At 66.8% G+C, this 22,258-nt stretch carries 24 protein-coding genes; 6 read left to right on the top strand and 18 right to left on the bottom strand.

The genetic code is table 11. From position 1 onward, the window contains the following. Nucleotides 1–2: 2 nt before the first annotated feature. The 3 genes from FB464_RS04165 to FB464_RS04155 form a co-directional block, all read right to left on the bottom strand. A complete protein-coding gene (locus tag FB464_RS04165) occupies nucleotides 3–1,205 on the bottom strand; it encodes an ABC transporter ATP-binding protein (RefSeq protein WP_116414974.1) in 1,203 nt (400 codons plus the stop codon). Beyond that, entirely contained in the window at nucleotides 1,205–2,437 is a 1,233-nt protein-coding gene (locus FB464_RS04160) for an ABC transporter substrate-binding protein (RefSeq protein ID WP_211327370.1), read from the bottom strand. Before FB464_RS04160 ends, FB464_RS04165 begins: the two co-directional genes overlap by 1 nt. A 208-nt stretch (nucleotides 2,438–2,645) precedes the next feature. Further along, entirely contained in the window at nucleotides 2,646–3,425 is a 780-nt protein-coding gene (locus FB464_RS04155; protein ID WP_116414976.1) for a PP2C family protein-serine/threonine phosphatase, read from the bottom strand. Between the two features lie 192 nt (nucleotides 3,426–3,617). On the opposite strand from FB464_RS04155, the gene FB464_RS04150 reads away from it, so the two are divergent. The 3 genes from FB464_RS04150 to FB464_RS04140 are packed head-to-tail and all read left to right on the top strand — an operon-like array spanning nucleotide 3,618 to nucleotide 7,009. Beyond that, nucleotides 3,618–4,085, top strand: a complete 468-nt coding sequence (locus FB464_RS04150; protein ID WP_116283369.1) for an Lrp/AsnC family transcriptional regulator — start codon at nucleotides 3,618–3,620, stop codon at nucleotides 4,083–4,085. A gap of 3 nt (nucleotides 4,086–4,088) precedes the next feature. Continuing rightward, nucleotides 4,089–5,528, top strand: a complete 1,440-nt coding sequence (locus FB464_RS04145) for an aspartate aminotransferase family protein (protein ID WP_116414977.1) — start codon at nucleotides 4,089–4,091, stop codon at nucleotides 5,526–5,528. A gap of 50 nt (nucleotides 5,529–5,578) precedes the next feature. Then, complete coding sequence (locus FB464_RS04140; RefSeq protein WP_246092926.1) at nucleotides 5,579–7,009, top strand: NAD(P)/FAD-dependent oxidoreductase; 1,431 nt, start codon at nucleotides 5,579–5,581, stop codon at nucleotides 7,007–7,009. A 26-nt stretch (nucleotides 7,010–7,035) separates the two neighbouring features. On the opposite strand, the gene pdxH is transcribed toward FB464_RS04140, so the two are convergent. Continuing rightward, nucleotides 7,036–7,695, bottom strand: a complete 660-nt coding sequence (gene pdxH / locus FB464_RS04135) for a pyridoxamine 5'-phosphate oxidase (protein WP_116414979.1) — start codon at nucleotides 7,693–7,695, stop codon at nucleotides 7,036–7,038. Nucleotides 7,696–7,812: 117 nt separating this feature from the next. Between pdxH and FB464_RS04130 the strand changes: the two genes are divergently transcribed. Both FB464_RS04130 and FB464_RS04125 read left to right on the top strand, forming a co-directional pair. Beyond that, nucleotides 7,813–8,382 carry a methylated-DNA--[protein]-cysteine S-methyltransferase gene (locus tag FB464_RS04130; RefSeq protein WP_116414980.1) on the top strand — a complete coding sequence of 190 codons (570 nt, stop codon included), beginning with the start codon at nucleotides 7,813–7,815 and terminating at the stop codon, nucleotides 8,380–8,382. Between the two features lie 110 nt (nucleotides 8,383–8,492). Then, on the top strand, nucleotides 8,493–9,065 hold the full coding sequence (locus FB464_RS04125; protein ID WP_116416602.1) for a DNA-3-methyladenine glycosylase I: 573 nt from the start codon (nucleotides 8,493–8,495) through the stop codon (nucleotides 9,063–9,065). Nucleotides 9,066–9,135: 70 nt separating this feature from the next. Here the strand turns inward: FB464_RS04125 and FB464_RS04120 are convergent, their stop codons facing one another. From FB464_RS04120 to FB464_RS04065, 12 genes are all read right to left on the bottom strand, one after another. Continuing rightward, nucleotides 9,136–9,894 carry a YaaA family protein gene (locus FB464_RS04120; RefSeq protein WP_246092925.1) on the bottom strand — a complete coding sequence of 253 codons (759 nt, stop codon included), beginning with the start codon at nucleotides 9,892–9,894 and terminating at the stop codon, nucleotides 9,136–9,138. 29 nt (nucleotides 9,895–9,923) lie between these two features. Further along, nucleotides 9,924–10,208: a F0F1 ATP synthase subunit epsilon gene (locus FB464_RS04115; protein ID WP_116414982.1), complete on the bottom strand. Its 285-nt coding sequence runs from the start codon at nucleotides 10,206–10,208 to the stop codon at nucleotides 9,924–9,926. Nucleotides 10,209–10,210: 2 nt separating this feature from the next. After that, entirely contained in the window at nucleotides 10,211–11,695 is a 1,485-nt protein-coding gene (gene atpD, locus FB464_RS04110; RefSeq protein WP_116414983.1) for a F0F1 ATP synthase subunit beta, read from the bottom strand. A 39-nt stretch (nucleotides 11,696–11,734) separates the two neighbouring features. Next, a complete protein-coding gene (locus FB464_RS04105; protein ID WP_116414984.1) occupies nucleotides 11,735–12,634 on the bottom strand; it encodes a F0F1 ATP synthase subunit gamma in 900 nt (299 codons plus the stop codon). Then, a complete protein-coding gene (gene atpA / locus FB464_RS04100) occupies nucleotides 12,635–14,272 on the bottom strand; it encodes a F0F1 ATP synthase subunit alpha (protein WP_116414985.1) in 1,638 nt (545 codons plus the stop codon). Nucleotides 14,273–14,381: 109 nt separating this feature from the next. Further along, nucleotides 14,382–15,182: a F0F1 ATP synthase subunit delta gene (locus FB464_RS04095; RefSeq protein ID WP_116414986.1), complete on the bottom strand. Its 801-nt coding sequence runs from the start codon at nucleotides 15,180–15,182 to the stop codon at nucleotides 14,382–14,384. Nucleotides 15,183–15,184: 2 nt separating this feature from the next. After that, on the bottom strand, nucleotides 15,185–15,790 hold the full coding sequence (locus tag FB464_RS04090) for a F0F1 ATP synthase subunit B (RefSeq protein WP_116414987.1): 606 nt from the start codon (nucleotides 15,788–15,790) through the stop codon (nucleotides 15,185–15,187). A gap of 37 nt (nucleotides 15,791–15,827) precedes the next feature. After that, nucleotides 15,828–16,061 carry a F0F1 ATP synthase subunit C gene (gene atpE / locus FB464_RS04085; RefSeq protein ID WP_369826455.1) on the bottom strand — a complete coding sequence of 78 codons (234 nt, stop codon included), beginning with the start codon at nucleotides 16,059–16,061 and terminating at the stop codon, nucleotides 15,828–15,830. Between the two features lie 106 nt (nucleotides 16,062–16,167). Next, entirely contained in the window at nucleotides 16,168–16,977 is an 810-nt protein-coding gene (atpB, locus tag FB464_RS04080) for a F0F1 ATP synthase subunit A (protein WP_484422038.1), read from the bottom strand. 118 nt (nucleotides 16,978–17,095) lie between these two features. Next, nucleotides 17,096–17,641: a Cg1360 family ATP-synthase-associated protein gene (locus FB464_RS04075; protein WP_211327371.1), complete on the bottom strand. Its 546-nt coding sequence runs from the start codon at nucleotides 17,639–17,641 to the stop codon at nucleotides 17,096–17,098. Nucleotides 17,642–17,645: 4 nt separating this feature from the next. Continuing rightward, entirely contained in the window at nucleotides 17,646–18,839 is a 1,194-nt protein-coding gene (locus FB464_RS04070; RefSeq protein WP_246092923.1) for an MraY family glycosyltransferase, read from the bottom strand. A gap of 4 nt (nucleotides 18,840–18,843) precedes the next feature. Next, complete coding sequence (locus FB464_RS04065; protein WP_116414990.1) at nucleotides 18,844–19,521, bottom strand: L-threonylcarbamoyladenylate synthase; 678 nt, start codon at nucleotides 19,519–19,521, stop codon at nucleotides 18,844–18,846. A 124-nt stretch (nucleotides 19,522–19,645) separates the two neighbouring features. On the opposite strand from FB464_RS04065, the gene FB464_RS04060 reads away from it, so the two are divergent. Beyond that, nucleotides 19,646–20,272 (top strand): HAD-IA family hydrolase, encoded by a 627-nt coding sequence (locus tag FB464_RS04060; protein WP_116414991.1) that lies wholly within the window; start codon nucleotides 19,646–19,648, stop codon nucleotides 20,270–20,272. Nucleotides 20,273–20,278: 6 nt separating this feature from the next. On the opposite strand, the gene prmC is transcribed toward FB464_RS04060, so the two are convergent. After that, the gene (gene prmC, locus FB464_RS04055) at nucleotides 20,279–21,163 is read right to left on the bottom strand and encodes a peptide chain release factor N(5)-glutamine methyltransferase (RefSeq protein WP_116416603.1); all 885 of its coding nucleotides are present in this window, start codon (nucleotides 21,161–21,163) and stop codon (nucleotides 20,279–20,281) included. Between the two features lie 11 nt (nucleotides 21,164–21,174). Next, on the bottom strand, nucleotides 21,175–22,257 hold the full coding sequence (prfA, locus tag FB464_RS04050; protein WP_116414992.1) for a peptide chain release factor 1: 1,083 nt from the start codon (nucleotides 22,255–22,257) through the stop codon (nucleotides 21,175–21,177). Between the last annotated feature and the right edge of the window lies 1 nt (nucleotide 22,258).

The following is a 22,258-nucleotide window of genomic DNA, read 5'->3' as shown; positions in this document are numbered from 1 at the left end:
CCTCAGGCCTTCACCGTCGTCAGGGCGGAGGTGGCGACGTCGCCATCGGCACCCGCGGCGGCCGCGGCATCCGCAGCCCCGGCGGCCGCCTCCGTCGGCGAGTCCTCGAGCCCGAAGCCGTGCTCGACGTTCCAGCTCACCCACACCTCCGCGCCGACGTGCACGACGGGCCCGAAGACCATGTTCTGCGCGAACACGATCACGTCACCGATCCCGGGCACGGCAATCGTGTACTGCGTGCTCACCCCGCTGAACGAGACGTCGATCACGCGCCCCGGCCCGAGCACGTTCTGCCCCGACGACGGTGCAGCAGGCGGAGCCGTCAGCAGCAGGAGCTTCTCGGGCCGGACCCCCACCGTGACCGCACCCGTGCGGCGCGGTGCGCGGGCCGAAGGGATGACCAACTGCTGCCCGGCCACGGCGACGGTCAGGGCATCCGGAGTCGACGAGACGACCTCGCCGGTGAACAGGTTCGACTGCCCCAGGAAGTTCGCGACGAACGCCGTGCGCGGCAGCTCGTAGAGCTCCTCGGGCGCGCCCATCTGCTCGATCTCGCCCCGATTCATCACCGCGATCGTGTCGGCCATGGTCATGGCCTCCTCCTGGTCGTGCGTGACGTGCAGGAAGGTCAGACCCACTTCGGTCTGGATGTCCTTCAGTTCGAGCTGCATCTGCCGGCGGAGCTTCAGGTCGAGCGCGCCGAGCGGCTCGTCGAGCAGCAGGAGCGCCGGCCGGTTGACCACGGCGCGGGCGAGCGCGACGCGCTGCTGCTGCCCGCCGGAGAGCTGAGCGGGCCGCCGCGCGGCCAGGTGGTCGAGCTCGACCAGCCGCAGGGCCTCGTGCGCCTTGTCGAGCGGCGACGCGATGCCGCGCCGCCGGAGCCCGAACGCGACGTTCTCGAGCACACTCATGTGCGGGAACAGCGCGTACGACTGGAACACCGTGTTCACCGGCCGCTGGAACGACTTCGTGGAGGTCACATCCTTGCCGCCGATCACGATGCGGCCGGCGGTCGGTTCCTCGAGCCCCGCAACGAGCCGCAGGGTCGTCGTCTTGCCGCAGCCCGAGGGCCCCAGAAGGGCGAAGAACGACCCGGCGGGGATGAACAGATCCAGCGACCGGATCGCGGTGAAACCCGGGAATGTCTTGGTGATACCGACGAGTTCGAGGTCGGCGCCCTTCTCGGCGAACGTTCCAGCGGCCATCAGCTGCCCAGCAGCACTTTCTGGAACTGCGCCCCGAAGTCGTTCTCCTCCTGCGCGCTCAGCGTGCGGAAGACGTGCACCGTCGACAGGGTGTCGGCGTCCGGGAAGATCAACTGGTTGGTCGCGAGTTCGGGATCGATCGCGTCCATCGCCTCTTTCGCGCCGTCGACCGGGCTGATGTAGTTCACCCACGCCGCCAGGGTCGCGGCAACCTCGGGCTCGTAGTAGTAGTTCATGATCGACTCGGCGTTCGCCTTGTGGGCCGACCCCATCGGCACCACGAAGGTGTCGTTCCAGAGCGTTCCGCCGGAGTCCGGGATGGCGAACTGCCATTTGTCGCCGGCGGTGGCGTTCAGCGAGGTGATGTCGCCCGACCAGCAGATGGCGGCGTAGGTGTCCTCGCTCTGCAAGTCGTTCAGGTACTGGTTGCCCTTGATGTTGCGGATCTGGCCATCCGAGACCTGCTTGGTGAAGACATCCATCGCGTTCGTGAACTTGTCGTCGGCCCAGTCGCCCGTGATGTCGGTGCCCTGGTTCAGCATGATCAGGCCGATGGTGTCGCGCATCTCGCTGAGCACCCCGACGCGGCCCTTGAGGTCGGCGCTCCACAGGTCGTCGATCGATTTCAGACCGTTCGGCACCTTCTCGGTGTTCCAGCAGATTCCCGCGAAACCGCCCTGCCAGGGCACGCTCTTCGCACGTCCCGGATCGAAGTCGGGGTTCGCGAACGACGCGTTCATGTTGGCGAGGTTCGGCATGTTGGCGTGGTCGAGATCCTGGATGTAGCCCAGGCGCACCAGGCGGGATACCATCCAGTCGGTGAGGCACACGGTGTCGGCACCGATGTCCTGGCCGAGGGCGAGCTGGTCCTTCACCTTCGCGTAGTACGTGTTGTTGTCGTCGACGGCGACGTTGTAGGTCACGTCGATGCCGCTCTGGGTACGGAAGGCGTCCAACGTGGGATTGGCACCTGCATCGTCTTCGTCCATGTAGCCCGGCCAGTTGTCCCAGATCAGCGTCTTCTGGGTGGCAGACAGGTCGGCAGCCGGCGCCAGCGCCTTCTGGGTGGCCGTCACTGGTGCACACGCAGCGAGGGCGAGCGCCCCGGCACCGAGACCCATCGCGCCGAGGAATCCCCGTCGGGTGAGGTTCAGCTGCCGTGCACGCTGCATCGCCTGCGAGTGGCGGATGGCCTGGATGAGCATCGGGTCCTGCGGGCGTTCTAGCGGCATCGGTTCTGCTCTCCCTCAAAATCGGTGAGTCCGATACTTGCACAGCGCAGTCTCGCCGTGGGGGAAAAGTGACGGAATCCGCCATCACGAAACACAATCTTCACGAAATCAGCACTGGAATCGTGAGATCACGCGTGGGAAGTTCCGTGGAGGCCTTCCTGTCGCAGAAGTTCTGTACTCAGCCGGTGACGACTCAGCCCGTGACGTCTCAGCCGGTGACGTCGATGACCAGCACGGTCACGTTGTCGCGCCCGCCGTTCGCGAGTGCGGCATCCACCAGCCCCACTGCCGCCTGCTCAGCGGTCGACGACTTCCCGAGGTAGTGCAGGATGCCGTGGTCGGTGAGTTCCTTCGTCAGCCCGTCGCTGCAGACCAGGATGCGCTGCCCCTCGACCACGTCGAGCTGGGAGTAGTCGGGCACCGGCTTCTCGTGGAACCCGACCGCCCGCGTGATGATGTTGCTGTCGGGGTGGGTCTCGGCCTGTTCGGCGGTGATGAGTCCGGCATCCACCAGTTCCTGCACCACCGAGTGGTCGACGGTCACCCGTTCGAGCGAACCGTCGAGGTACTGGTAGACGCGGGAGTCGCCGATGTTGAACACCGCCCACCGGGGCAGGTCGTCGACGAGGGCCAGGGCGACCCCGGTCACGGTGGTTCCGGTGCCGAGCACGTTCGCATCGCCGACCACATCGATGTCGGCCAGGGCGAGCGTGAGCGCCCCGTCGATGACCTCCGCCGTCGTGAAGCTCTCGCCCTGCACCTCGCCGAGCCGCGTGACGACCGCGGCGCTGGCGACGTCGCCCGCCTCGTGGCCCCCCATGCCGTCGGCCACTGCGAAGATCGGCGGCACGGCCGCGACGCTGTCCTCGTTCACCTTGCGCTTCTTGCCGAGGTCGGTCAGCGCACACCACGAGACGGTGAACGCTCGGTCGCCTGCCAGGGGCCCGGTGACGCGGATGCGCCCTGTACTGTCGCCGATCTGCGTCACGCCGGAGGTCTTTCTCTACGGGCTGCGTTTCGGGGCATCAGCCTTACGCAACAAGACTAGACGATCCGTTCTCCGCACCCGGCACTCCCGAAGGCTCGGTTCTTGGCCTGATTCAGACGGTTTCGGATGTTTCCGCCGCCCGCTCCTTCGGATCCGCTTGCAGAACACCACCCCGACTGACACAATCGGGCCATGAGCCCCAAGCCGCGCCCTGCCCCGCTCGATGCGACCGCGAAAGCGATCATCGAGCAGCTCCAGAGCGACGGCCGCCGGTCCTACGCCGAGATCGGCAAAGCGGTGGGGCTCAGTGAAGCCGCGGTGCGCCAGCGGGTGCAGAAGCTCACGGATGCCGGGGTCATGCAGATCGTCGCGGTGACCGACCCCCTGCAGCTCGGCTTCTTCCGCCAGGCGATGATCGGCGTGAAGGTCAGTGGTGACACGCGGGTGATCGCGGATGCCCTGGCCGCCCTTCCGGCCGTCGACTACGTCGTGCTCACCGCCGGCACGTTCGACCTGCTGATCGAGGTCGTCTGCGAGAACGACGACGACCTGATCGACCTGCTGAACTCCGAGATCCGCACCCTACCCGGGGTCATCTCGACCGAGACATTCGTCTATCTGAAGCTGCACAAGCAGCTCTACAACTGGGGAACACGGTAAACCATGACGCTCACGCCCACACCTGTCACACCCAACACCTCCTCGGCGGTCTCCGACCCGGGACTGTCGTCGAAGTTCGACGAGGCAGACCTGCAGCAGAAGGCCAAAGACCACCTCTGGATGCACTTCTCCCGCCAGTCCGTGATGGAAGACGGCGCCGGGGTGCCCATCATCGTCAAGGGCGAGGGCCACCACATCTGGGACTCGACCGGCAAGAAGTACATCGACGGCCTGTCCGGCCTGTTTGTGGTGAACGCCGGGCACGGGCGCCAGCGCCTGGCCGAGGTCGCGGCGAAGCAGGCCGCTGAGCTCTCGTTCTTCCCGCTCTGGTCGTACGCGCATCCGGCAGCCATCGAACTCGCCGACCGGCTCGCCGGCTACGCCCCCGGCGACCTCAACCGCGTCTTCTTCTCCACCGGCGGCGGCGAAGCGGTCGAGACCGCGTTCAAGCTCGCGAAGTACTACTGGAAGCTTCAGGGCCGTCCCACCAAGCACAAGGTCATCTCCCGTGCCGTCGCCTACCACGGCACCTCGCAGGGTGCCCTCGCCATCACCGGCATCCCCGCCATGAAGGAGATGTTCGAGCCGGTGACCCCGGGCGGCTTCCGCGTGCCGAACACGAACTTCTACCGGGCGCCGGAGCACGCTGACGACCTGGATGCGTTCGGGCAGTGGTCGGCGAACCGCATCGAGGAGATGATCCAGTTCGAGGGTCCCGAGACGGTCGCCGCGGTGTTCCTCGAGCCGGTGCAGAACTCGGGTGGATGTTTCCCCCCGCCCCCCGGCTACTTCCAGCGGGTGCGTGAGATCTGCGACCAGTACGACGTGCTCCTCGTCAGCGATGAGGTCATCTGCGCCTTCGGCCGGATCGGCCACATGTTCGCCTGCGACGAGTACGGGTACGTGCCCGACATGATCACCTGTGCGAAGGGGATGACGAGCGGATACTCCCCCATCGGCGCGACCATCGTCTCGGACCGAGTGTACGAGCCGTTCAAGCACGGCACGGCGTCGTTCTCGCACGGCTACACGTTCGGCGGGCATCCGGTGTCTGCCGCCGTCGCGCTCGAGAACCTGGACATCTTCGAGGAGGAGAAGCTGAACGAGCGTGTTCGCACGCTGTCACCGGCCTTCCGTTCGACGCTCGAACGGTTGAACGACCTGCCGATCGTGGGCGACGTGCGCGGCGACGGCTACTTCTTCGGTATCGAGCTGGTGAAGGACAAGGCGACGAAGGAGACGTTCGACGACGACGAGTCGGAGCGGCTGCTGCGCGGGTTCCTCTCGAAGGCCCTCTTCGACGCCGGGCTCTACTGCCGGGCGGACGACCGCGGCGACCCCGTCATCCAGCTGGCCCCGCCGCTGACCGTCGGCCAGCCCGAGTTCGACGAGATCGAGGGCATCCTCCGCGGCGTGCTGACGGAGGCGTGGGCGCGGCTCTGACGCGCCCCGCCGCCCTCAACGCTCACGGACCACACGAGAAGGGGATGCGGATGAACCTGTGGAGCGAGGGGCTGCCGGCAGCGGCTCTGGATGTCGCGACCGACCGTTCGGCAGCGACATCCGACCTGGCGGCTGACGTCTGCATCATCGGGGCGGGACTCACCGGGCTCTGGACCGCGTACTATCTGGCGAAGTCCGACCCCGCGCTCCGGGTCGTCGTGCTCGAGAAGGAGACTGTCGGGTTCGGGGCCTCCGGACGGAACGGAGGCTGGTGCTCAGCCCTGTTCCCACGCTCGGCTGCGTCACTCGAGCGCACCCACGGGTTCGAGGCTGCCGTGGCGATGCGCCGGGCGATGGTCGCGACCGTCGCGGAGGTCGGGCGTGTCACGTCGCTCGAGAGCATCGACTGCGACTTCGAGCAGGGTGGCACCCTGACGTTCGCGATGAGCCCGGTGCAGGTGGCGGCCGCCCGGGCCGAGGTGGAGGAGGCGGAGCGGTTCGGGGTCGACCGGCTGACCTATACAGCTTTCGCGCGCGGTCCCTACCCCGTCACCACCGGCCACCCGGCGGGCGCCCTCGGCGCCACCCACGACCCGGCCTGCGCCCGACTCCATCCCGGAAAACTCGTGCACGGGCTGGCGGCGGTCGTCGAACGGCTGGGCGTGCACATCCACGAACACACCGAGGTCGTCTCGTGGGCACCGGGCCGCGTCACCTTCCGGGCTGCAGCTGCCGCGACATCCGGAACCAGCACGGGCACCAGCACTGTCGCCGCCGACCGCATCGTCATCGCCACCGAGGCCTACGGCGCGCAACTGCCCGGCGTCGGCCGGCGCATCCTGCCCCTCTACTCGCTGATGATCGCCACCCGGCCGCTCCCCGACGAGTTCTGGCAGACCGCCGGAATCGCCCACGGAAACACCTTCAGCGACTACCGCCACCTCCTCATCTACGGTCAGCGCACCGCCGACAACCGGTTCGCGTTCGGCGGCCGCGGCGCGCGCTACCACTGGGGTTCGAGCATCCGGCCCGCCTTCGACAGCGTCGACCGGGTGTTCGACCACCTCCGCGACACGCTCGTCGATCTCTTCCCCGGCGCTTTCGACGCGGAGATCACCCACCGCTGGGGCGGGCCGATCGGCGTACCTCGGGACTGGCACGCCTCGGCGTCGTTCAACCCCCGCACCGGGATCGCCTACGCCGGCGGCTACGTCGGCGACGGCCTCAGCACGACGAACCTCGCGGGGCGCACGCTCAGCGCGCTGATGACCGGTCACGACCCGAGCGTCGTGCCGCCCGGCGCCGATCTCCGCACCCTGCCGTGGGTGAACCACCTCTCGCCGCGCTGGGAGCCGGAGCCGCTGCGCTTCGCCGGCTCCAACCTGGGCCTCGCGTCGGCCGACCTCGCCGACCGGGAGGAGCGGATGACCGGCCGCCCGTCCCGCGTGGCGCGCCTGCTCGGCCCGCTCACCGGCCACTGAGCGGGCTCGGGTCCCCTGCCATGCGGTCAGGGCTGCAGTCGGGTGACCGTCCACCCCGACGGCGAGCCAGCGCTGCGGTCGTAGACCAGCCGGTCGTGCAGGCGCGAGGTGCGGCCCTTCCAGAACTCGATGCGTCGGGGGGCCAACACGTACCCGCCCCAGGTCGCCGGCCGCTCGACCGGAAGTTCCTCGCCGGCGGGTCCCGTGAAGCGCGCCGACACGTCGGCGACGCGCTGTTCGAGCTCGGCGCGCGAACCGATCGGCTGCGACTGGTGACTCGCTGCCGCCGCGAGCTGCGACCCGCGCGGACGACTCGCGAAGTAGGCATCACTCTCAGCGGCGCTGAGCCGCTCGACCTCGCCCTGCACGATCACCTGCCGGTGCAGCAGGTACCACGGGAACAGCAGTGACGCTGCAGATGTGGAGGCAAGCGCCCGGCCCTTCTGCGACTCGTAGTTCGAATAGAAGGCAAAACCCCGGGCATCCACACCTCTGAGAAGCACGGTTCTGCTGCCGGGCGCCCCGTCGGCGTCGACGGTGCCGAGAACCATGGCATTCGCCTCTTCGACTCCCGCTGTTTCCGCCTCGGCGAGCCAGGTCCTGAACTGCGCGATCGGATCGGCGTCGAGCCCGCGTTCGTCGAGCGGGAGGTCGCCGTAGTCGTGGTGTTCTGCGAGGGAATCCATGGTGAGTCCAACGGTACCTCGGGCATCCTGTCGTCCACAGCGGCTTCCTCGTCCGAGTTGTCCACCGTTTGTGGTGCGCGCCGCGCCGGCGACGCTGCCCGGCGCTACAGTCGAGCCATGACCGCAACACCACCCACCGAGCCGCCCCTCACCGCGGCAACGCCACCCCGTGGAACACCACCCGCTGCCCTGCTCTTCACCCCGCAGTTCATCGCCCGCACCGACAGCCCCATCGGCAGGCTCGAGTTGACCGCCACCGATCGCGGCGTCGCGTCGCTCTCGATCGAGCGGGCCGGGATGCTCCCCCACGACGACCTCGCCGAACACCGCAATCGCCTGCTCGACGACGCCGTTCAGCAACTCGCCGAGTACTTCGCCGGCGACCGCACCGAGTTCACCGTGCCCCTCGACGTGAGCGGCACGCCCTTCCAGCGCGACATCTGGCACCAACTGTCGCTGCTCGGCTGGGGCGAGGCTCTCTCCTACGGTGAGCTCGGGCTGGCCGCAGGGCGACCCGGATCGGGTCGGGCGGTGGGAGGAGCCGTAGGGGCCAACCCGGTGCCCATCCTCGTCGGCTGCCACCGCGTCCTCGCGTCGAACCGTCGCCTCACCGGGTACAGCGCCGGGAACGGCCTGCCCACGAAGATCTGGCTGCTCGACCACGAGCGCATCGAGCACCACGCGTGAGCGACCAGGCCTCACCGTCGACACTTGCGGCCACAGGTGGCGAGGCGCCTGCGGCCGCAACCGTCACAACCGCCTCGCCGGCGACATCGGCCGGACGCCCGGCGCTCACCGTGGGCTCCGACGGGGTGCCGCGGTGCGCCTGGGCCGGCTCCGATCCGGAGTACCTCCGCTACCACGATGAGGAGTGGGGCACTCCCCTGCACACCGACCGTAAAGTGTTCGAGAAGATCAGCCTCGAAGGGTTCCAAGCCGGTCTCTCCTGGATCACCATCCTCCGGCGACGCCCCGCCTTCCGAGCCGCATTCCACGACTTCGACATCGACACAGTTGCAGCATTCGACGACGCCGACGTCGAACGCCTCGTCACCGACGCCACGATCATCCGCCACCGCGGAAAGATCACCGCCGTGATCAACAACGCCCGTGTCACCCAGGCGCTGATCGCCGAAAGCGGCGACGGCGCGCTCGACACGTTGCTCTGGAGCTTCGCGCCGGCCATCCGACCGCCCCGGCCCCGCAGCGTCGCCGACTTCATCGCGACAACGCCGGAGTCCACCGCCCTCAGCACAGCGCTCCGCGCCCGCGGCTTCCGCTTCGTCGGACCGACCACGATGTACGCCCTCATGCAGTCCGCCGGTGTCGTCGACGACCACGTCGAGGGCTGCTTCCGGGCCGCTCCATAAATCGAGTGGGTAGTTCCGGCCCTAAAACACGCCACTTTGGGGCCCAAACTGCCCACTCGATCGGAGGAGGTCAGACCGTGAGCGCAAGCTCTGCGGGGCCCGAGAGGCGGAGGTCGAAGCCCGCTGGGCCCGCCCAGGCGAGGAGGTCGTCCACCGAGTCGAAGGAGATGCCCGCGAGCACGAGGGCGCGGGTCAGCTCACCCTTCGCCTTCTTGTTGAAATGGTTCAGGGCGCGACGCGAGCCGTCGGGCCCCACCGTGAACACCCTCAAGAAGTACGAGTTCGGGCGGGCATCCACCGGCCCGAGCGCGACATACCCCTCCGACCGGAAGTCGAGCAGCAGGCCGGGGTGCGCAGCAAGCGACGCCGAGACCGCGGTTCCCCACTGCTTCTTCAGCGACAGTACAGCGCCGGGCACAGCCAGTGACGGCACCCGTGAGTCGTGCGACAGACGGTACGCCGGGATCCGGTCGCCTGCCAACACCGGCCCGAACAGCGCTGAGTGAACGCCGACATGCTCGTAGGCGAACGAGCGCGCTGCGGGCGGCAGCGACGGTGCATCGAGTCCGTCGAAGACCACGCCGGTGTACCGGTCGAGCACGGGCATCGTCGGCGACAGCGTCAGGCGGCGGTTGCGCGCCACCTCCACCGCAGCGAGCGACGGCGAGAGTCGAAGCGCAGAGGCCGATGCGTCCGCATCACGAGCCAGTGAACGCACCGCACGAACGAGATCGGCCCGACGCGTCTTCAGCTTCGGAAAGCTGAGCGAAGACAGGTCGAGCCGATCATCCGTGCCGCCGTCCCTCTTCGTTTCGGAGGGAGGAAGCAATATCAACAACTGTGCAGTACCGCCAAGGGTCAGGAGACCAGCTCTGCCGCGCGGGCCACAATGGTGACCCGATCGTTCTCGACCGACAGGAAACCCTGGTCGGCACGAGCGATGATGCGCTTGCCATCGGCCAGCGTCACCCGGACTTCACCTTCGGAGAGGATCGCCAGCAGGGGCTCGTGCCCGCGCAGGATACCGATCTCACCCTCGGTGGTCTTCGCGATGACCTGCGTCGCGTCACCCGACCACACCTCGTGGTTGGCCGACACCACGCTGACCTGCAGCGGCGCGGAGGCGCCGGAGACGTCCGCCATGCTTAGCCGTCTTCCTTCTGGATCTGCGCCCACTTCTCTTCGACGTCGTTGATGCTGCCGACGTTGAAGAAGGCCTGCTCGGCCACGTGGTCGAACTCACCGTTCGCGATAGCCGTGAACGACTCGATCGTGTCCTTCAGCGGAACTGTCGAACCCTCGACACCGGTGAACTTCTTCGCCATGTAGGTGTTCTGCGACAGGAACTGCTGGATGCGGCGCGCGCGCGACACGGTGATCTTGTCTTCCTCGGAGAGCTCGTCAACACCGAGGATCGCGATGATCTCCTGGAGTTCCTTGTTCTTCTGCAGGATCGCCTTGACGCGAACAGCCGTGTTGTAGTGATCCTCGCCCAGGTAGCGGGGGTCGAGGATGCGGCTGGTCGAGGTCAGCGGGTCGACGGCCGGGTAGAGCCCGCGCGAAGCGATCTCGCGGGAGAGCTCGGTCGTGGCGTCGAGGTGGGCGAAGGTCGTCGCCGGAGCCGGGTCGGTGTAGTCGTCAGCGGGCACGTAGATGGCCTGCAGCGACGTGATCGAGTGGCCACGGGTCGAGGTGATGCGCTCCTGGAGCACACCCATCTCGTCGGCGAGGTTCGGCTGGTAACCCACGGCGGAAGGCATACGGCCCAGCAGGGTCGACACTTCGGAACCGGCCTGCGTGAAGCGGAAGATGTTGTCGATGAAGAGCAGGACGTCCTGCTTCTGCACGTCGCGGAAGTACTCCGCCATCGTCAGGGCCGACAGGGCGACGCGAAGACGCGTTCCCGGCGGCTCGTCCATCTGGCCGAAGACAAGGGCGGTCTTGTCGAAGACGCCCGCCTCCTCCATCTCCATGATGAGGTCGTTGCCCTCACGGGTGCGCTCACCGACACCGGCGAACACCGACACACCACCGTGATCCTGCGCAACACGCTGGATCATCTCCTGGATGAGCACGGTCTTGCCGACACCGGCACCACCGAAGAGGCCGATCTTTCCACCCTGGACGTACGGCGTCAGAAGGTCGATGACCTTGATGCCGGTCTCGAACAGAGTCGTCTTCGACTCGAGCTGGTCGAACGCCGGAGGCTTCCGGTGGATGGGCCAGCGCTCGGTGATCTCGATCTTCTCGCCGTTGATGGTTCCGTCGGCGTCAGCGTTCAGGACCTCTCCGATGACGTTGAAGACCTTGCCCTTGGTGACGTCGCCGACGGGCACCGAGATGGGCGCGCCCGTGTCGGTGACCTCCTGGCCGCGGACCAGGCCGTCGGTCGGGTTCAGGGCGATGGCGCGGACGAGGTCGTCACCGAGGTGCTGGGCGACCTCGAACGTGATCGGGGTCTCCACGCCTTCGATGGTGACGGTCGACTTCAGGGCGTTGTAGATACCGGGAATCGCGTCATGCGGAAACTCGATGTCAACGACGGGGCCGGTGACCCGGGCGATGCGGCCGATGCCGGCTGCCTTCGCCTCGGCGGCAGCTGGCTCAGTGGCTGTTGCTGTCGGTGTCATTGCTTCTCTCTCTTCTGGGCTCTTCGAAAAAACGGCTGATCAGCGAGCGGGGGTCAGCGCGTCAGCGCCGCCCACGATCTCGGAGATCTGCTGGGTGATCTCCGACTGGCGGGCATTGTTCGCCAGTCGGGTGTAGTCACGGATGAGCTTGTCGGCGTTGTCACTGGCAGACTTCATCGCCCGCTGGCGTGCCGCGTGCTCGGATGCCGCACTCTGCAGCATCGCATTGAAGATCCGGCTCTCGATGTAGACCGGGAGCAGGGCATCAAGAACATCGCCCACCTCGGGCTCGAACTCGTAGAGCGGCAGAACGTCGGTGTCAGCCGGCGCCTCGTCACCCTCGACGACTTCGAGGGGAAGCAGCCGCACGATCTCGGGAACCTGGGACACCATGCTGACAAAACGGTTGTAGACGACGTGGATCTCGTCGACGCCGCCCTCGGAGGCATCTTTGACGAAGATTTCGACGAGCGCGTCGCCGATCTCCTTCGCCACCTCGAACGTGGGCTGGTCGGTACCGCCGGTCCAGGTCTTCTCGGCAACACGCTTCCGGAAGGAGAAGTACGCCGCAGCCTTTCGGCCGACCACGAAGTAGGCGACCTCCTTGCCCTCGCTCCTGAGGAGCGTCGCAAGCTGCTCCGACTCCTTCAGGACGTTCGACGAGAATGCTCCCGCGAGCCCCCTGTCGGAGGTGAAGACCACGACAAGGGCACGTTCGACCTTCTCGGGCTCGGTGGTCAGGATGTGGTCGACGTTGGAGTACGTCGCCACGGCCGAGACCGCGTTCGTGACCGCGCGGGCGTAGGGACCGGATGCTGCCACCCGGGCCTGGGCCTTCTGGATCCGTGACGCGGAGATGAGTTCCATCGCCCGAGTGATCTTCTTGGTCGTCTGGGCAGACTTGATCTTCTGCCGGTAGACCCGGAGCTGGGCTGCCATCTAGCGGCGGCCTTTCACGATCTGCGCCTGGTTGACGTCTTCCTTGTCGGAAGCCTCGAACTTCTCGGAACCGACGGAGGCGAGCGGCTTGCCCTCACCGGTCTGGAACTCCTTCTTGAAGGAGTCCACACCCGATTCGAGAGCCGTGACGATGTCGTCGGAGAGCACGTTGGTGTCGCGGAGCTTCGACAGCACCTCGGTGTTGCGACCGAAGTAGTCGAGCAGCTCCCGCTCGAAGCGGAGGATGTCTTCGACCGGCACCTCATCGAGCTTGCCGTTCGTTCCGGCCCAGATCGAGACGACCTGCTCCTCGACGGGGTACGGCGAGTACTGCGGCTGCTTGAGCAGCTCGGTGAGGCGGGCACCACGGGCGAGCTGGCGACGGGAGGCCGCGTCGAGGTCGGAGGCGAACATCGCGAACGCCTCGAGCGAGCGGTACTGGGCCAGCTCGAGCTTCAGCGTTCCGGAGACCTTCTTGATGCTCTTGACCTGGGCGTCACCACCGACGCGCGAGACCGAGATGCCGACGTCGACAGCGGGACGCTGGTTGGCGTTGAACAGGTCGGACTGCAGGAAGATCTGGCCGTCGGTGATCGAGATCACGTTGGTCGGGATGTAGGCCGACACGTCGTTCGCCTTGGTCTCGATGATCGGCAGGCCGGTCATCGAGCCGGCACCGAGCTCGTCGGAGAGCTTGGCACAACGCTCCAGCAGGCGGGAGTGCAGGTAGAACACGTCACCGGGGTACGCCTCACGTCCCGGCGGACGACGCAGCAGCAGCGACACGGCGCGGTAGGCCTCGGCCTGCTTGGACAGGTCGTCGAAGATGATGAGGACGTGCTTGCTGTCGTACATCCAGTGCTGGCCGATGGCCGAGCCGGTGTAGGGAGCAAGGTACTTGAAGCCGGCGGGGTCGGACGCGGGGGACGCGACGATGGTGGTGTACTCCATCGCTCCGGCGTCTTCGAGGGCACCCTTCACCGAGGCGATGGTGGAGCCCTTCTGGCCGATGGCGACGTAGATGCAGCGCACCTGCTTGTTCGTGTCGCCGGACTCCCAGTTGGCCTTCTGGTTGATGATCGTGTCGATCGCAATGGCCGTCTTGCCGGTCTGGCGGTCACCGATGATCAGCTGGCGCTGGCCACGGCCGATCGGGATCATGGCGTCGATCGCCTTGATGCCGGTCTGCATCGGCTCGTGCACGCTCTTGCGGCTCATCACTCCGGGGGCCTGGAGTTCGAGGGCGCGGCGGCCGGTGGTCGCGATCTCGCCGAGACCGTCGATCGGGTTGCCGAGCGGGTCGACGACGCGGCCGAGGTAGCCGTCGCCGACGGGCACGGAGAGAACCTCACCCGTGCGCTCGACCTGCATGCCCTCGACGATGCCGCTGAACTCACCGAGAACGATCACGCCGATCTCGTCCTGCTCGAGGTTCTGGGCGAGGCCCAGGGTGCCGTCGGCGAAGCGGATGAGCTCGTTCGCCATCACGCCGGGCAGACCCTGCACGTGGGCGATGCCGTCGGCAGCGTCGATGACGTAACCGACCTCGACAGCACTCGCTGCAGTCGGTTCGTAAGACTTGACGAAATTCTGAAGAGCGTTACGGATCTCGTCCGGGCTGATCGTTAGTTCTGCCATTGCCAATCCTTATTGTTTAGGTGAAGCGTAATACTCGGGGCTGTGGATGCCCGCCCTTTCCCGAAGCCGAACTTCGAGTGGGTGGACACCGGCGCCCCGGGAAAAGTCGTCAGCCCGCGAGTCGGAGTCGCAGGTCGTTCAGCCGGGCCTCGATACTGCCGTCGATCACGTCGCCGGCGATCTCCACCCGGAGACCCCCGAGGATCGTGGGGTCGACGATCTGGTTGATCTTCAGCTCGCGACCGTAGGAACGGCCGAGGGCCGTGGTCAGACGAGCGAGCTGTTCCGGCGCGATCGGGGTCGCGCTGGTCACCGTCGCGATGGACTGGTTGGCGGCGTCGGCGACGATGTCGGCAGCACGGCCCAGCAGTTCGGCGATACGGCGGCCTCGCGGCTGCTGCACCAGGTGACGCACGATGACCACGGTCTGTTCGCTCGCCTTGCCCTCCAGGAGGGCATCGATGAGGGACACTTTCGCTGCCGGCGACCCGAGGGTGGAACCGATGGCGAGCTCGAGGCCCGCATCGCTTGCCACGGCCTCGCCGAACGCGAAGAGCTCACTCTCGATGGACGTACCGGCAGGCACCGTGGCGGCGACCACGCGAAGCGCGATCTCCTCGATGCCGGCGAGCAGTTCATCCGGAGTCGACCAGTGCGCGGTGGTGATCGCCGTCAGCAGTGACAGTGCGTCTGCACCCAGCCCTGCGGAGAAGACAGCGTTGATCAGCGCCTTCTTCGCTGCCGGCTCGGTCGACGGGTCACCTAGGAGCGAGCGGAACTGCGCAGACTCCCCGATGATGCGGCCGGCGGCGAACAGGTCTTCACCGGTGGACAGAGTCAGCGCACCCGTAGGGAGTGCGGCGAGTGCCTTCTTCGACGAAGCCAGGGCTTCTCTGGTTGCACTTCCCATGCTTAGGACGACACCGCCCCGGAGGTGCTGCCACTCGAGCTGTTCTCGCTCGCCTCGAGGTCCGCAAGGAACCGGTCGACGATTGCCGCAGAGCGCGCGTCGTCGGTGAGGCTCTCACCGATCACGCCGGAGGCGAGGTCGATGGCGAGCGTGCCCACCTCAGAACGGAGCGAGACGACAGCTGCCTGGCGCTCCGCTTCGATCTGCGACTGGGCGTTGGCGGCGATGCGCGCGGCCTCGGCGTTCGCCTGCTCCTTGAGCTCGGCGAGGATGCGCTGGCCGTCGACACGGGCCTGCTCACGGATGGTACCCGCCTCGACCCGCGCGTCAGCGAGCTGGGCGGTGTACTGCTCGAGAACCGCTTCTGCTTCGCGCTGGGCGACGTCGGCCTTCTCGATGTTGCCCTCGATGGCCTCGCCGCGCTCGTCGAGCAGCTTCTTCACACGGGGAAGGACCCCACGCCAGAAGAACACGAGAAGAACGACGAAACAGACCGCGCCCCAGATCAGGTCAGGGGTTTCGGGCAGTACCGGGTTGTGGGCCTCGCCACCTTCTTCAGCTGCACGCACGACGGCGCTGACAGCTGAAGCTGCAAGTGAAAAAGACATGCTCTCTCCTTTCTAGATGTAGAACGAGAAAGACGGCTTAGGTGGTGGAGGTGAAGATGAAGTACGTTGCGATACCGATGAACGCGAGGGCCTCGGTGAAGGCGATACCGATGTACATGAGCACCTGGAGACGACCGGCGAGTTCGGGCTGGCGAGCCACACCCTCGATGGTCTTTCCAACGACGATACCCACGCCGATGGCCGGGCCGATGGCCGCGAGGCCGTAACCGACCGTCGCGATGTTGCCGTGAAGCTCAGCGAGTACTGAGATGTCTGCCACGTTGATTTCCTTCCGTAGTGGTGGTTCCGGCGGTTGCCGGTTCCGGTAGTTCAGCCTGCAGCCCCGAACGGGTTCGGGGGCCGGTCACCAGCGGGTGCTAGTGCTCGTCTGCAAGTGCGAGCTGGATGTAGACGGTCGTGAGCAGAGTGAAGACGTATGCCTGCAGCACTGCGACCAGGATTTCGAAAAGGGTGAAGGCGAAACCGAACGCCAGTGTTCCGATGCTGAACAGCGCGAAACCGTTGCCGATCAGGAGGAAGAACGAGGTGGCCGTGAAGAACAGCACGAGCAGGAGATGCCCGACGATCATGTTCATCAGCAGTCGGAGTGTCAGCGTGATGGGACGGAGGATGAACGTCGACACGAGCTCGATCGGGGCCACGATGATGTAGAGCACCTTCGGCACCCCTGGCGGGAACAGCGCGTTCTTGAAGAAGGCCCCCGGGTGCTTCCGTACACCGGCGTAGATGAACATCACATACGACACCACAGCCAGCACGAGCGGCACACCGATGACCGAGGTGCCGGCGATGTTCAGGAACGGGATGATACCCGTGAGGTTCATGAACAGCACCATGAAGAACATGGTGGTCAGGATCGGCAGGAAGCGCCGACCGTCTTTCTTGCCGAGCAGGTCTTCAGCGATGGAGACTCGAACGAGGTCGAGGCCCATCTCAACGAGGGACTGGAATCGGCCCGGGACGATCTTCATCTTCCGGGTGCCGATCCAGAAGATCAGGACAATGGCCAGTACCGCAATGAACCTGATGAGCATGATCCGGTTGATCTCGAACGGCGTGTTCGCGAAGAAGAGGACATCAGGGAAAAATTCATTGATGGAGGGACCCGTAAAGCCACCTTCATCGGTTGCTGTCGGGACTAGCAGGTTTACAGCGTTAGATAGCAGCGCTTTCTCCTGAATCGGGGCGTGGAGCTCGGCTCTCGCGTCGACGAATGGGGGGATTGCTACGGATGGGGCCTTTGAAGATCAGCGCCCGGTAGCGGAACGAACAGAGCCCACTCTATCAAGCTTTGGGGCTGGGGGACGAATCCTCAGCGCCTGATTCTGCGCCAATGTGGCCGTTTGAGCCCTCTTTTTCGACATTCGGTAGAACTCGCGCCGGACCCGGCAGTGCGACGTCGCTGGCGTACGGGAGGCGGCTCCGCACGACCACCACCATGTCGACAACGAGAGTGACGATGATCCCGACGATCAGGCAGAGGAAGAGCACTGCGGGGTTCACCCAGGGCTGCCCGCGGAGCAGAAGCGCCACCACGAGGAAGATGACGAACTTCAGCAGCCACGCTCCGAGCACGATGGCGAAGAACAGTGCCGTGAACAACGGGGATGCGTAGTAGCGGTTGGCGATCAGGATGCTCGCGGCCGTGATCGCGAGGAACACGAACGCCATGGCGGCACCGATCACCGCGCTCGTCACCCCCGTCCACGAGTCGACGAAGTAGCCGGCCACTCCCCCGATCACGATGAGGGCCACCGTGAACACGGCACCGACGCGGAGAGCGCGGCGGAGGATCGGCGTCGAACTGAGGGTCGGCGTGGAGACGGTCACGGTGTCAGACTTTCTGTTGGTCGCCGGCCTGATCCAGAGGATCGAGCACGGCTCCTTCTGTGGAGATGAGGCTGGCTGCCGGCGCGAGCTGCACGGTCGCCTCGACGGCCTTGCGGCGCGTCAGCGGGGCAAGGGTGAGAACGGTGCAGACGAGCATCCCGACCCCCAGGAAGACGAAGGCGAGCCAGTACGGCTGCAGCACGAAGAACAGCAGGCAGCCGACGCTGGCCACAGCCGTCCAGCCGTAGAAGATGAAGACCGCATGCAATTGGGAGTGCCCCATGTCGAGCAGCCGGTGGTGGAGATGCTTGCGGTCTGCACTGAAGGGACTCTTGCCTGCCCGCAACCGCCGGATGATCGCCAGCCCGAAGTCGAGCAACGGCAGGATGAGGATCGCGAACGGCAGCAGGATCGGCATGAACGCCGGGAGCAGCTGCGACCGGCCGAGGGTGCCGGGGTCGATCTGGCCGGTGACGGCGATCGCGCTGGTTGCCATCAGGAGCCCCACCAGCATCGACCCGGCATCGCCCATGAAGAGCCGGGCGGGGTGCCAGTTGAGTGGCAGGAACCCGATGCAGGCCCCGATCAGCACCGCCGTGATGAGCGACGCCATGTTGAAGTAGTCGGTCGGTGAGGTGAACTTCGTGAGGAGGTAGCTGTAGAGGAAGAAGGTGCCGTTCGCGATGATCGCGACCCCGGCGACGAGCCCGTCGAGCCCGTCGATGAAGTTGATCGCGTTCATCACGAGCACGATGGCGAGCACGGTGATGAAGAGCGACGCGCCGCTGGAGCCGATCGTCAGGCCACCGATCGGCAGCGACACGATCTGCACCCCCTGCCAGGCCAGCAGGAGCGCCGCGATGATCTGGCCGGCCAGTTTGACGACCCAGTCGAGATCCCAGATGTCGTCGGCGACGCCGATCAGCACCACGATGAGGGCGGCCCCCAGGATGGCCAGGATCGGCCCCGGGTTCATGAAGACGAGGTGGAACCAGCTGATCTGCGAGGCGATGCCGACCGCGATGACCACACCGGCGAACATCGCGACCCCACCGAGGCGGGGCGTCGGCCGCGTGTGCACGTCACGTTCGCGGATCTTCGGGTAGAGCCGGTACTTGGTGCTCAGCCGGTAGACCAGGATCGCCAACCCGAAGGTGACGACTGCGGAGACGGCGCCGATGAGGAGATAGAAACGCACGGGATCAGCCAGCCGGCTCGAGCAGAGCCGAACCGACGACGCGCCGGATCTCGGAGACCCGAATGGCCCCCTCACGGATGATTTGCACCTGGTCGGGATGCGTCGCATCGACGATGGTGGACGGCAGGGCCGGTGCCGCGGCCAGCGCCTCGGTCTCAGGATGCCCGGAGTCGAGGTACACGGAGACGCTCTCCCCGAGCATCTCGAATGCCTCGCGGGCGCTGGCGGCGGCCGGTTGCCCGGTCAGGTTCGCGCTCGACACCGCGAGCGGGCCGGTCTCGGCGAGCAGTTCGAGGGCCAGGGGATCGTCCGGCTGCCGGAGGGCGACCGTTCCGTGGGTCTCACCGAGGTCCCACATCAGCGAGGCGCGGGCCTGCACGACGATGGTGAGCCCGCCCGGCCAGAACGCCTCGGTGAGGTCCCGGGCGGCCTGGCTCAGGTTCTCGGCCAGGGCTTCGAGGGTGCGGACATCGGCGATCAGCACCGGCGGGGGCGACTGGCGGGTGCGGCCCTTCGCGTCGAGCAGTCGCTGCACCGCCTTCGGGTCGAAGGCGTCAGCCGCGAGCCCGTAGACGGTGTCGGTGGGGATCACCACGAGTTCTCCGCGCGAGATCGCGGCGCGGGCGAGACGCATTCCCGCGAGGAGTTCACTCGGAACCGTGCAGTCGTAGATGGCAGCCATAACGCCAACCATGTTACCGGGCCGACCCTGACCGGCCGGTCGGCGTGGCCGGGGCGGCGCACCCGGGTCGGCACCCGGGTCGGCGCACGCGGGGCGGCGCACCCGCGCGCTGCGATACTGGGGTGTGGATCTCTACCTCTTCGACTTCGACCAGACCCTCTACGGTTACGACTTCTCGAAGAGGCTCCCCGCCCTCGCCCGGCTCACCGGCTCGACGCAGTACCGCATCGCGAAGACCTGGTGGGCGGGCGGCCATGAAGCGAAGGCGGACGGCGGCGGCTACGACACGGTCGAGAGCTACCTCTCGGCGTGGCGGGAGGTGGTCGGCGTCGACCTGACACTCGAGCAGTACCAGGTGTCGCGGGCGGCGGCGTTGACGCGGAGCGTCACGGCGGTGGATGCGCTCCGGCACGCCGCCCGGATCGGGGACACCTCGCTGCTGTCGAACAACAACATCCTCTTCCGCAGGTCGTTGCCCGTGCTGGCACCCGACGTGGTCGAGGTGCTCGGTGACGACAGGCTCCTCGTCTCCGGCGAGCTCGGGGTGATGAAGCCCCATCCGCAGATCTTCGAGCGGGCGCTATCACGGTACGGCGCCCGGGCGTCGGACACGCTGTTCCTCGACGACAACGCCCGGAACGTCGAGGCGGCGCGCGCCTCCGGGATCAGCGCGTTCCGGGTGCCCTCTGTCGACCACGTGCCCGATGGCGTGGCGATGCGCGAGGCGATCGACGCCTTCGCGAACCGGTAGCCCGTGCTACGCGCGGAGCGCCGTGGTGGCGCGGTCCCGGCCGGTCAGGTCGCGGTGGGTGGCCGTCGCTGACCAGCCGTCGGCCTGCAGCAGGCTCCGGATGTCCGCCCCCTGCAGCTCGCCGTGTTCGAGTACGAGCGTGCCGCCCGGTCGCAGGAGCCGAAGTGCTCTCTGCGAGACGCTCCGCACCACGTCGAGGCCGTCCACTCCCCCGTAGAGCGCGTGCTCGGGATCGAACAGCCGCACCTCGGGGTCGCGCGGGATGGCGCCCTCGGGAATGTAGGGCGGGTTCGACACGACCACAGAGACCTGGCCGTCGAGTTCGGAGAGGGCATCGGCCAGGTCGATGAAGACGAGCGTGGCGTTCCGGGCATCCACAGAACGGAAGTTCTGGCGCGCCCAGACGAAGGCTGCCGTGGAGTTCTCGACCGCCCAGACCCTGCTGTGCGGCACCTCGGTCGCGAGCGACAGCGCGATCGCGCCGCTGCCCGTACCGAGGTCGACCGCGATCGGCGACTCGTCCGCGACGACGCGCAGGCTGTCGATGGCGAGGCCCGCCACGAACTCGGTTTCGGGACGGGGCACGAAGACCCCGGGCCCGACGGCGAGCTCGAGCAGCCGGAAGCCGGCCGTGCCGGTGATGTGCTGGAGGGGTTCGCGTGTGGCGCGGCGTTCGACGGTCTCCGAGATGGCCACGGCGTCGTCGACGGCGACCGGCGAGTCGGTGTAGGTGAGGGCCTGCACCTGGCCACGCGTGGCGCCGAGAACGTGCCCGAGCAGCAGTTGGGCATCCACCTCGGGGTCGGGAACACCGGCGCGGGTCAGTACCTCGACGGCGTGCTCGAACAGCACGCGCACCGTGATGGGCCTGTCGATCTGAATGACGCTCATGGGTCGACCGATCACTCGGCCGTGGCCCCCAGCTCCGCGAGGCGGGCCTCTTCGTCAGCCGTGATGCACGACTCGACGACGGGTTCGAGCGCGCCGTTCATGACGGCGTCGAGGTTGTAGGCCTTATAGCCCGTGCGGTGATCGGCGATGCGGTTCTCGGGGAAGTTGTAGGTCCTGATGCGCTCGGAGCGGTCCATCGTGCGGATCTGGCTCTTGCGCACAGCACTCGCCGCCTCGTCGATCTCCTCCTGCTGCTTCGCGAGAACGCGGGCGCGCAGAACGCGCATGCCGGCCTCACGGTTCTGCAGCTGGCTCTTCTCGTTCTGCATCGCCACGACGATGCCGGTCGGGAGGTGCGTGATCCGCACGGCGGAGTCGGTCGTGTTGACGGACTGGCCACCGGGGCCACTCGAACGGTAGACGTCGATCTTGAGGTCGTTCGGGCTGATCTCGACCTCTTCGGGCTCGTCGACCTCGGGGTAGACGAGCACGCCCGCGGCGGACGTGTGGATGCGCCCCTGCGACTCGGTGGCCGGGACACGCTGCACGCGGTGAACTCCGCCCTCGTACTTCAGGTGCGCCCAGACGCCCTCAGCGGGGTCGGTCGACTTGCCCTTGATACCGAGCTGCACATCCTTGATGCCGCCGAGGTCGCTCGAGGTCTGCTCGATGATCTCGGTCTTCCACTTCTTCGACTCGGCATAGTGCAGGTACATCCGGAGCAGGTCGGCGGCGAACAGCGCGCTCTCGGCGCCGCCCTCCCCCATCTTGATCTCCATGATGACGTCACGGCCGTCGTTGGGGTCCCGCGGGATCAACAGACGACGGAGCTTCTCGGTCGCGCCTTCGAGCTCCTCGGTCATTCCGGGGAGCTCGGCGGCGAAAGATTCGTCGTCGGCAGCCATCTCGGTCGCCGCGGCGACATCATCGGTCAACTGCTGCCACTCGCGCCAGGCCGCGATGATGCGGCTGAGCTCGGCGTAGCGCCGGTTGACCTTCTTGGATCGAGCAGGATCCGAGTGGAGCGCCGGATCGGCAAGCTGTTCCTGCAGCTCGTCGTGCTCGATCAGCAGAGTCTCTACCGATTCGAACAAA

Source organism: Subtercola boreus, from assembly GCF_006716115.1.
Lineage (GTDB): Bacteria > Actinomycetota > Actinomycetes > Actinomycetales > Microbacteriaceae > Subtercola > Subtercola boreus.
This window is presented reverse-complemented; position numbering and strand designations above follow the sequence as displayed.

Bases quoted from the DNA above. Each gene is read 5' to 3' on its own strand.
- FB464_RS04165 (WP_116414974.1), bottom strand. From the start codon at position 1,205: ATGGCCGCTGGAACGTTCGCCGAGAAGGGCGCCGACCTCGAACTCGTC.
- FB464_RS04160 (WP_211327370.1), bottom strand. From the start codon at position 2,437: ATGCCGCTAGAACGCCCGCAGGACCCGATGCTCATCCAGGCCATCCGC.
- FB464_RS04150 (WP_116283369.1), top strand. From the start codon at position 3,618: ATGAGCCCCAAGCCGCGCCCTGCCCCGCTCGATGCGACCGCGAAAGCG.
- FB464_RS04145 (WP_116414977.1), top strand. From the start codon at position 4,089: ATGACGCTCACGCCCACACCTGTCACACCCAACACCTCCTCGGCGGTC.
- FB464_RS04140 (WP_246092926.1), top strand. From the start codon at position 5,579: ATGAACCTGTGGAGCGAGGGGCTGCCGGCAGCGGCTCTGGATGTCGCG.
- pdxH (WP_116414979.1), bottom strand. From the start codon at position 7,695: ATGGATTCCCTCGCAGAACACCACGACTACGGCGACCTCCCGCTCGAC.
- FB464_RS04130 (WP_116414980.1), top strand. From the start codon at position 7,813: ATGACCGCAACACCACCCACCGAGCCGCCCCTCACCGCGGCAACGCCA.
- FB464_RS04115 (WP_116414982.1), bottom strand. From the start codon at position 10,208: ATGGCGGACGTCTCCGGCGCCTCCGCGCCGCTGCAGGTCAGCGTGGTG.
- atpD (WP_116414983.1), bottom strand. From the start codon at position 11,695: ATGACACCGACAGCAACAGCCACTGAGCCAGCTGCCGCCGAGGCGAAG.
- FB464_RS04105 (WP_116414984.1), bottom strand. From the start codon at position 12,634: ATGGCAGCCCAGCTCCGGGTCTACCGGCAGAAGATCAAGTCTGCCCAG.
- atpA (WP_116414985.1), bottom strand. From the start codon at position 14,272: ATGGCAGAACTAACGATCAGCCCGGACGAGATCCGTAACGCTCTTCAG.
- FB464_RS04095 (WP_116414986.1), bottom strand. From the start codon at position 15,182: ATGGGAAGTGCAACCAGAGAAGCCCTGGCTTCGTCGAAGAAGGCACTC.
- FB464_RS04090 (WP_116414987.1), bottom strand. From the start codon at position 15,790: ATGTCTTTTTCACTTGCAGCTTCAGCTGTCAGCGCCGTCGTGCGTGCA.
- FB464_RS04065 (WP_116414990.1), bottom strand. From the start codon at position 19,521: ATGGCTGCCATCTACGACTGCACGGTTCCGAGTGAACTCCTCGCGGGA.
- prmC (WP_116416603.1), bottom strand. From the start codon at position 21,163: ATGAGCGTCATTCAGATCGACAGGCCCATCACGGTGCGCGTGCTGTTC.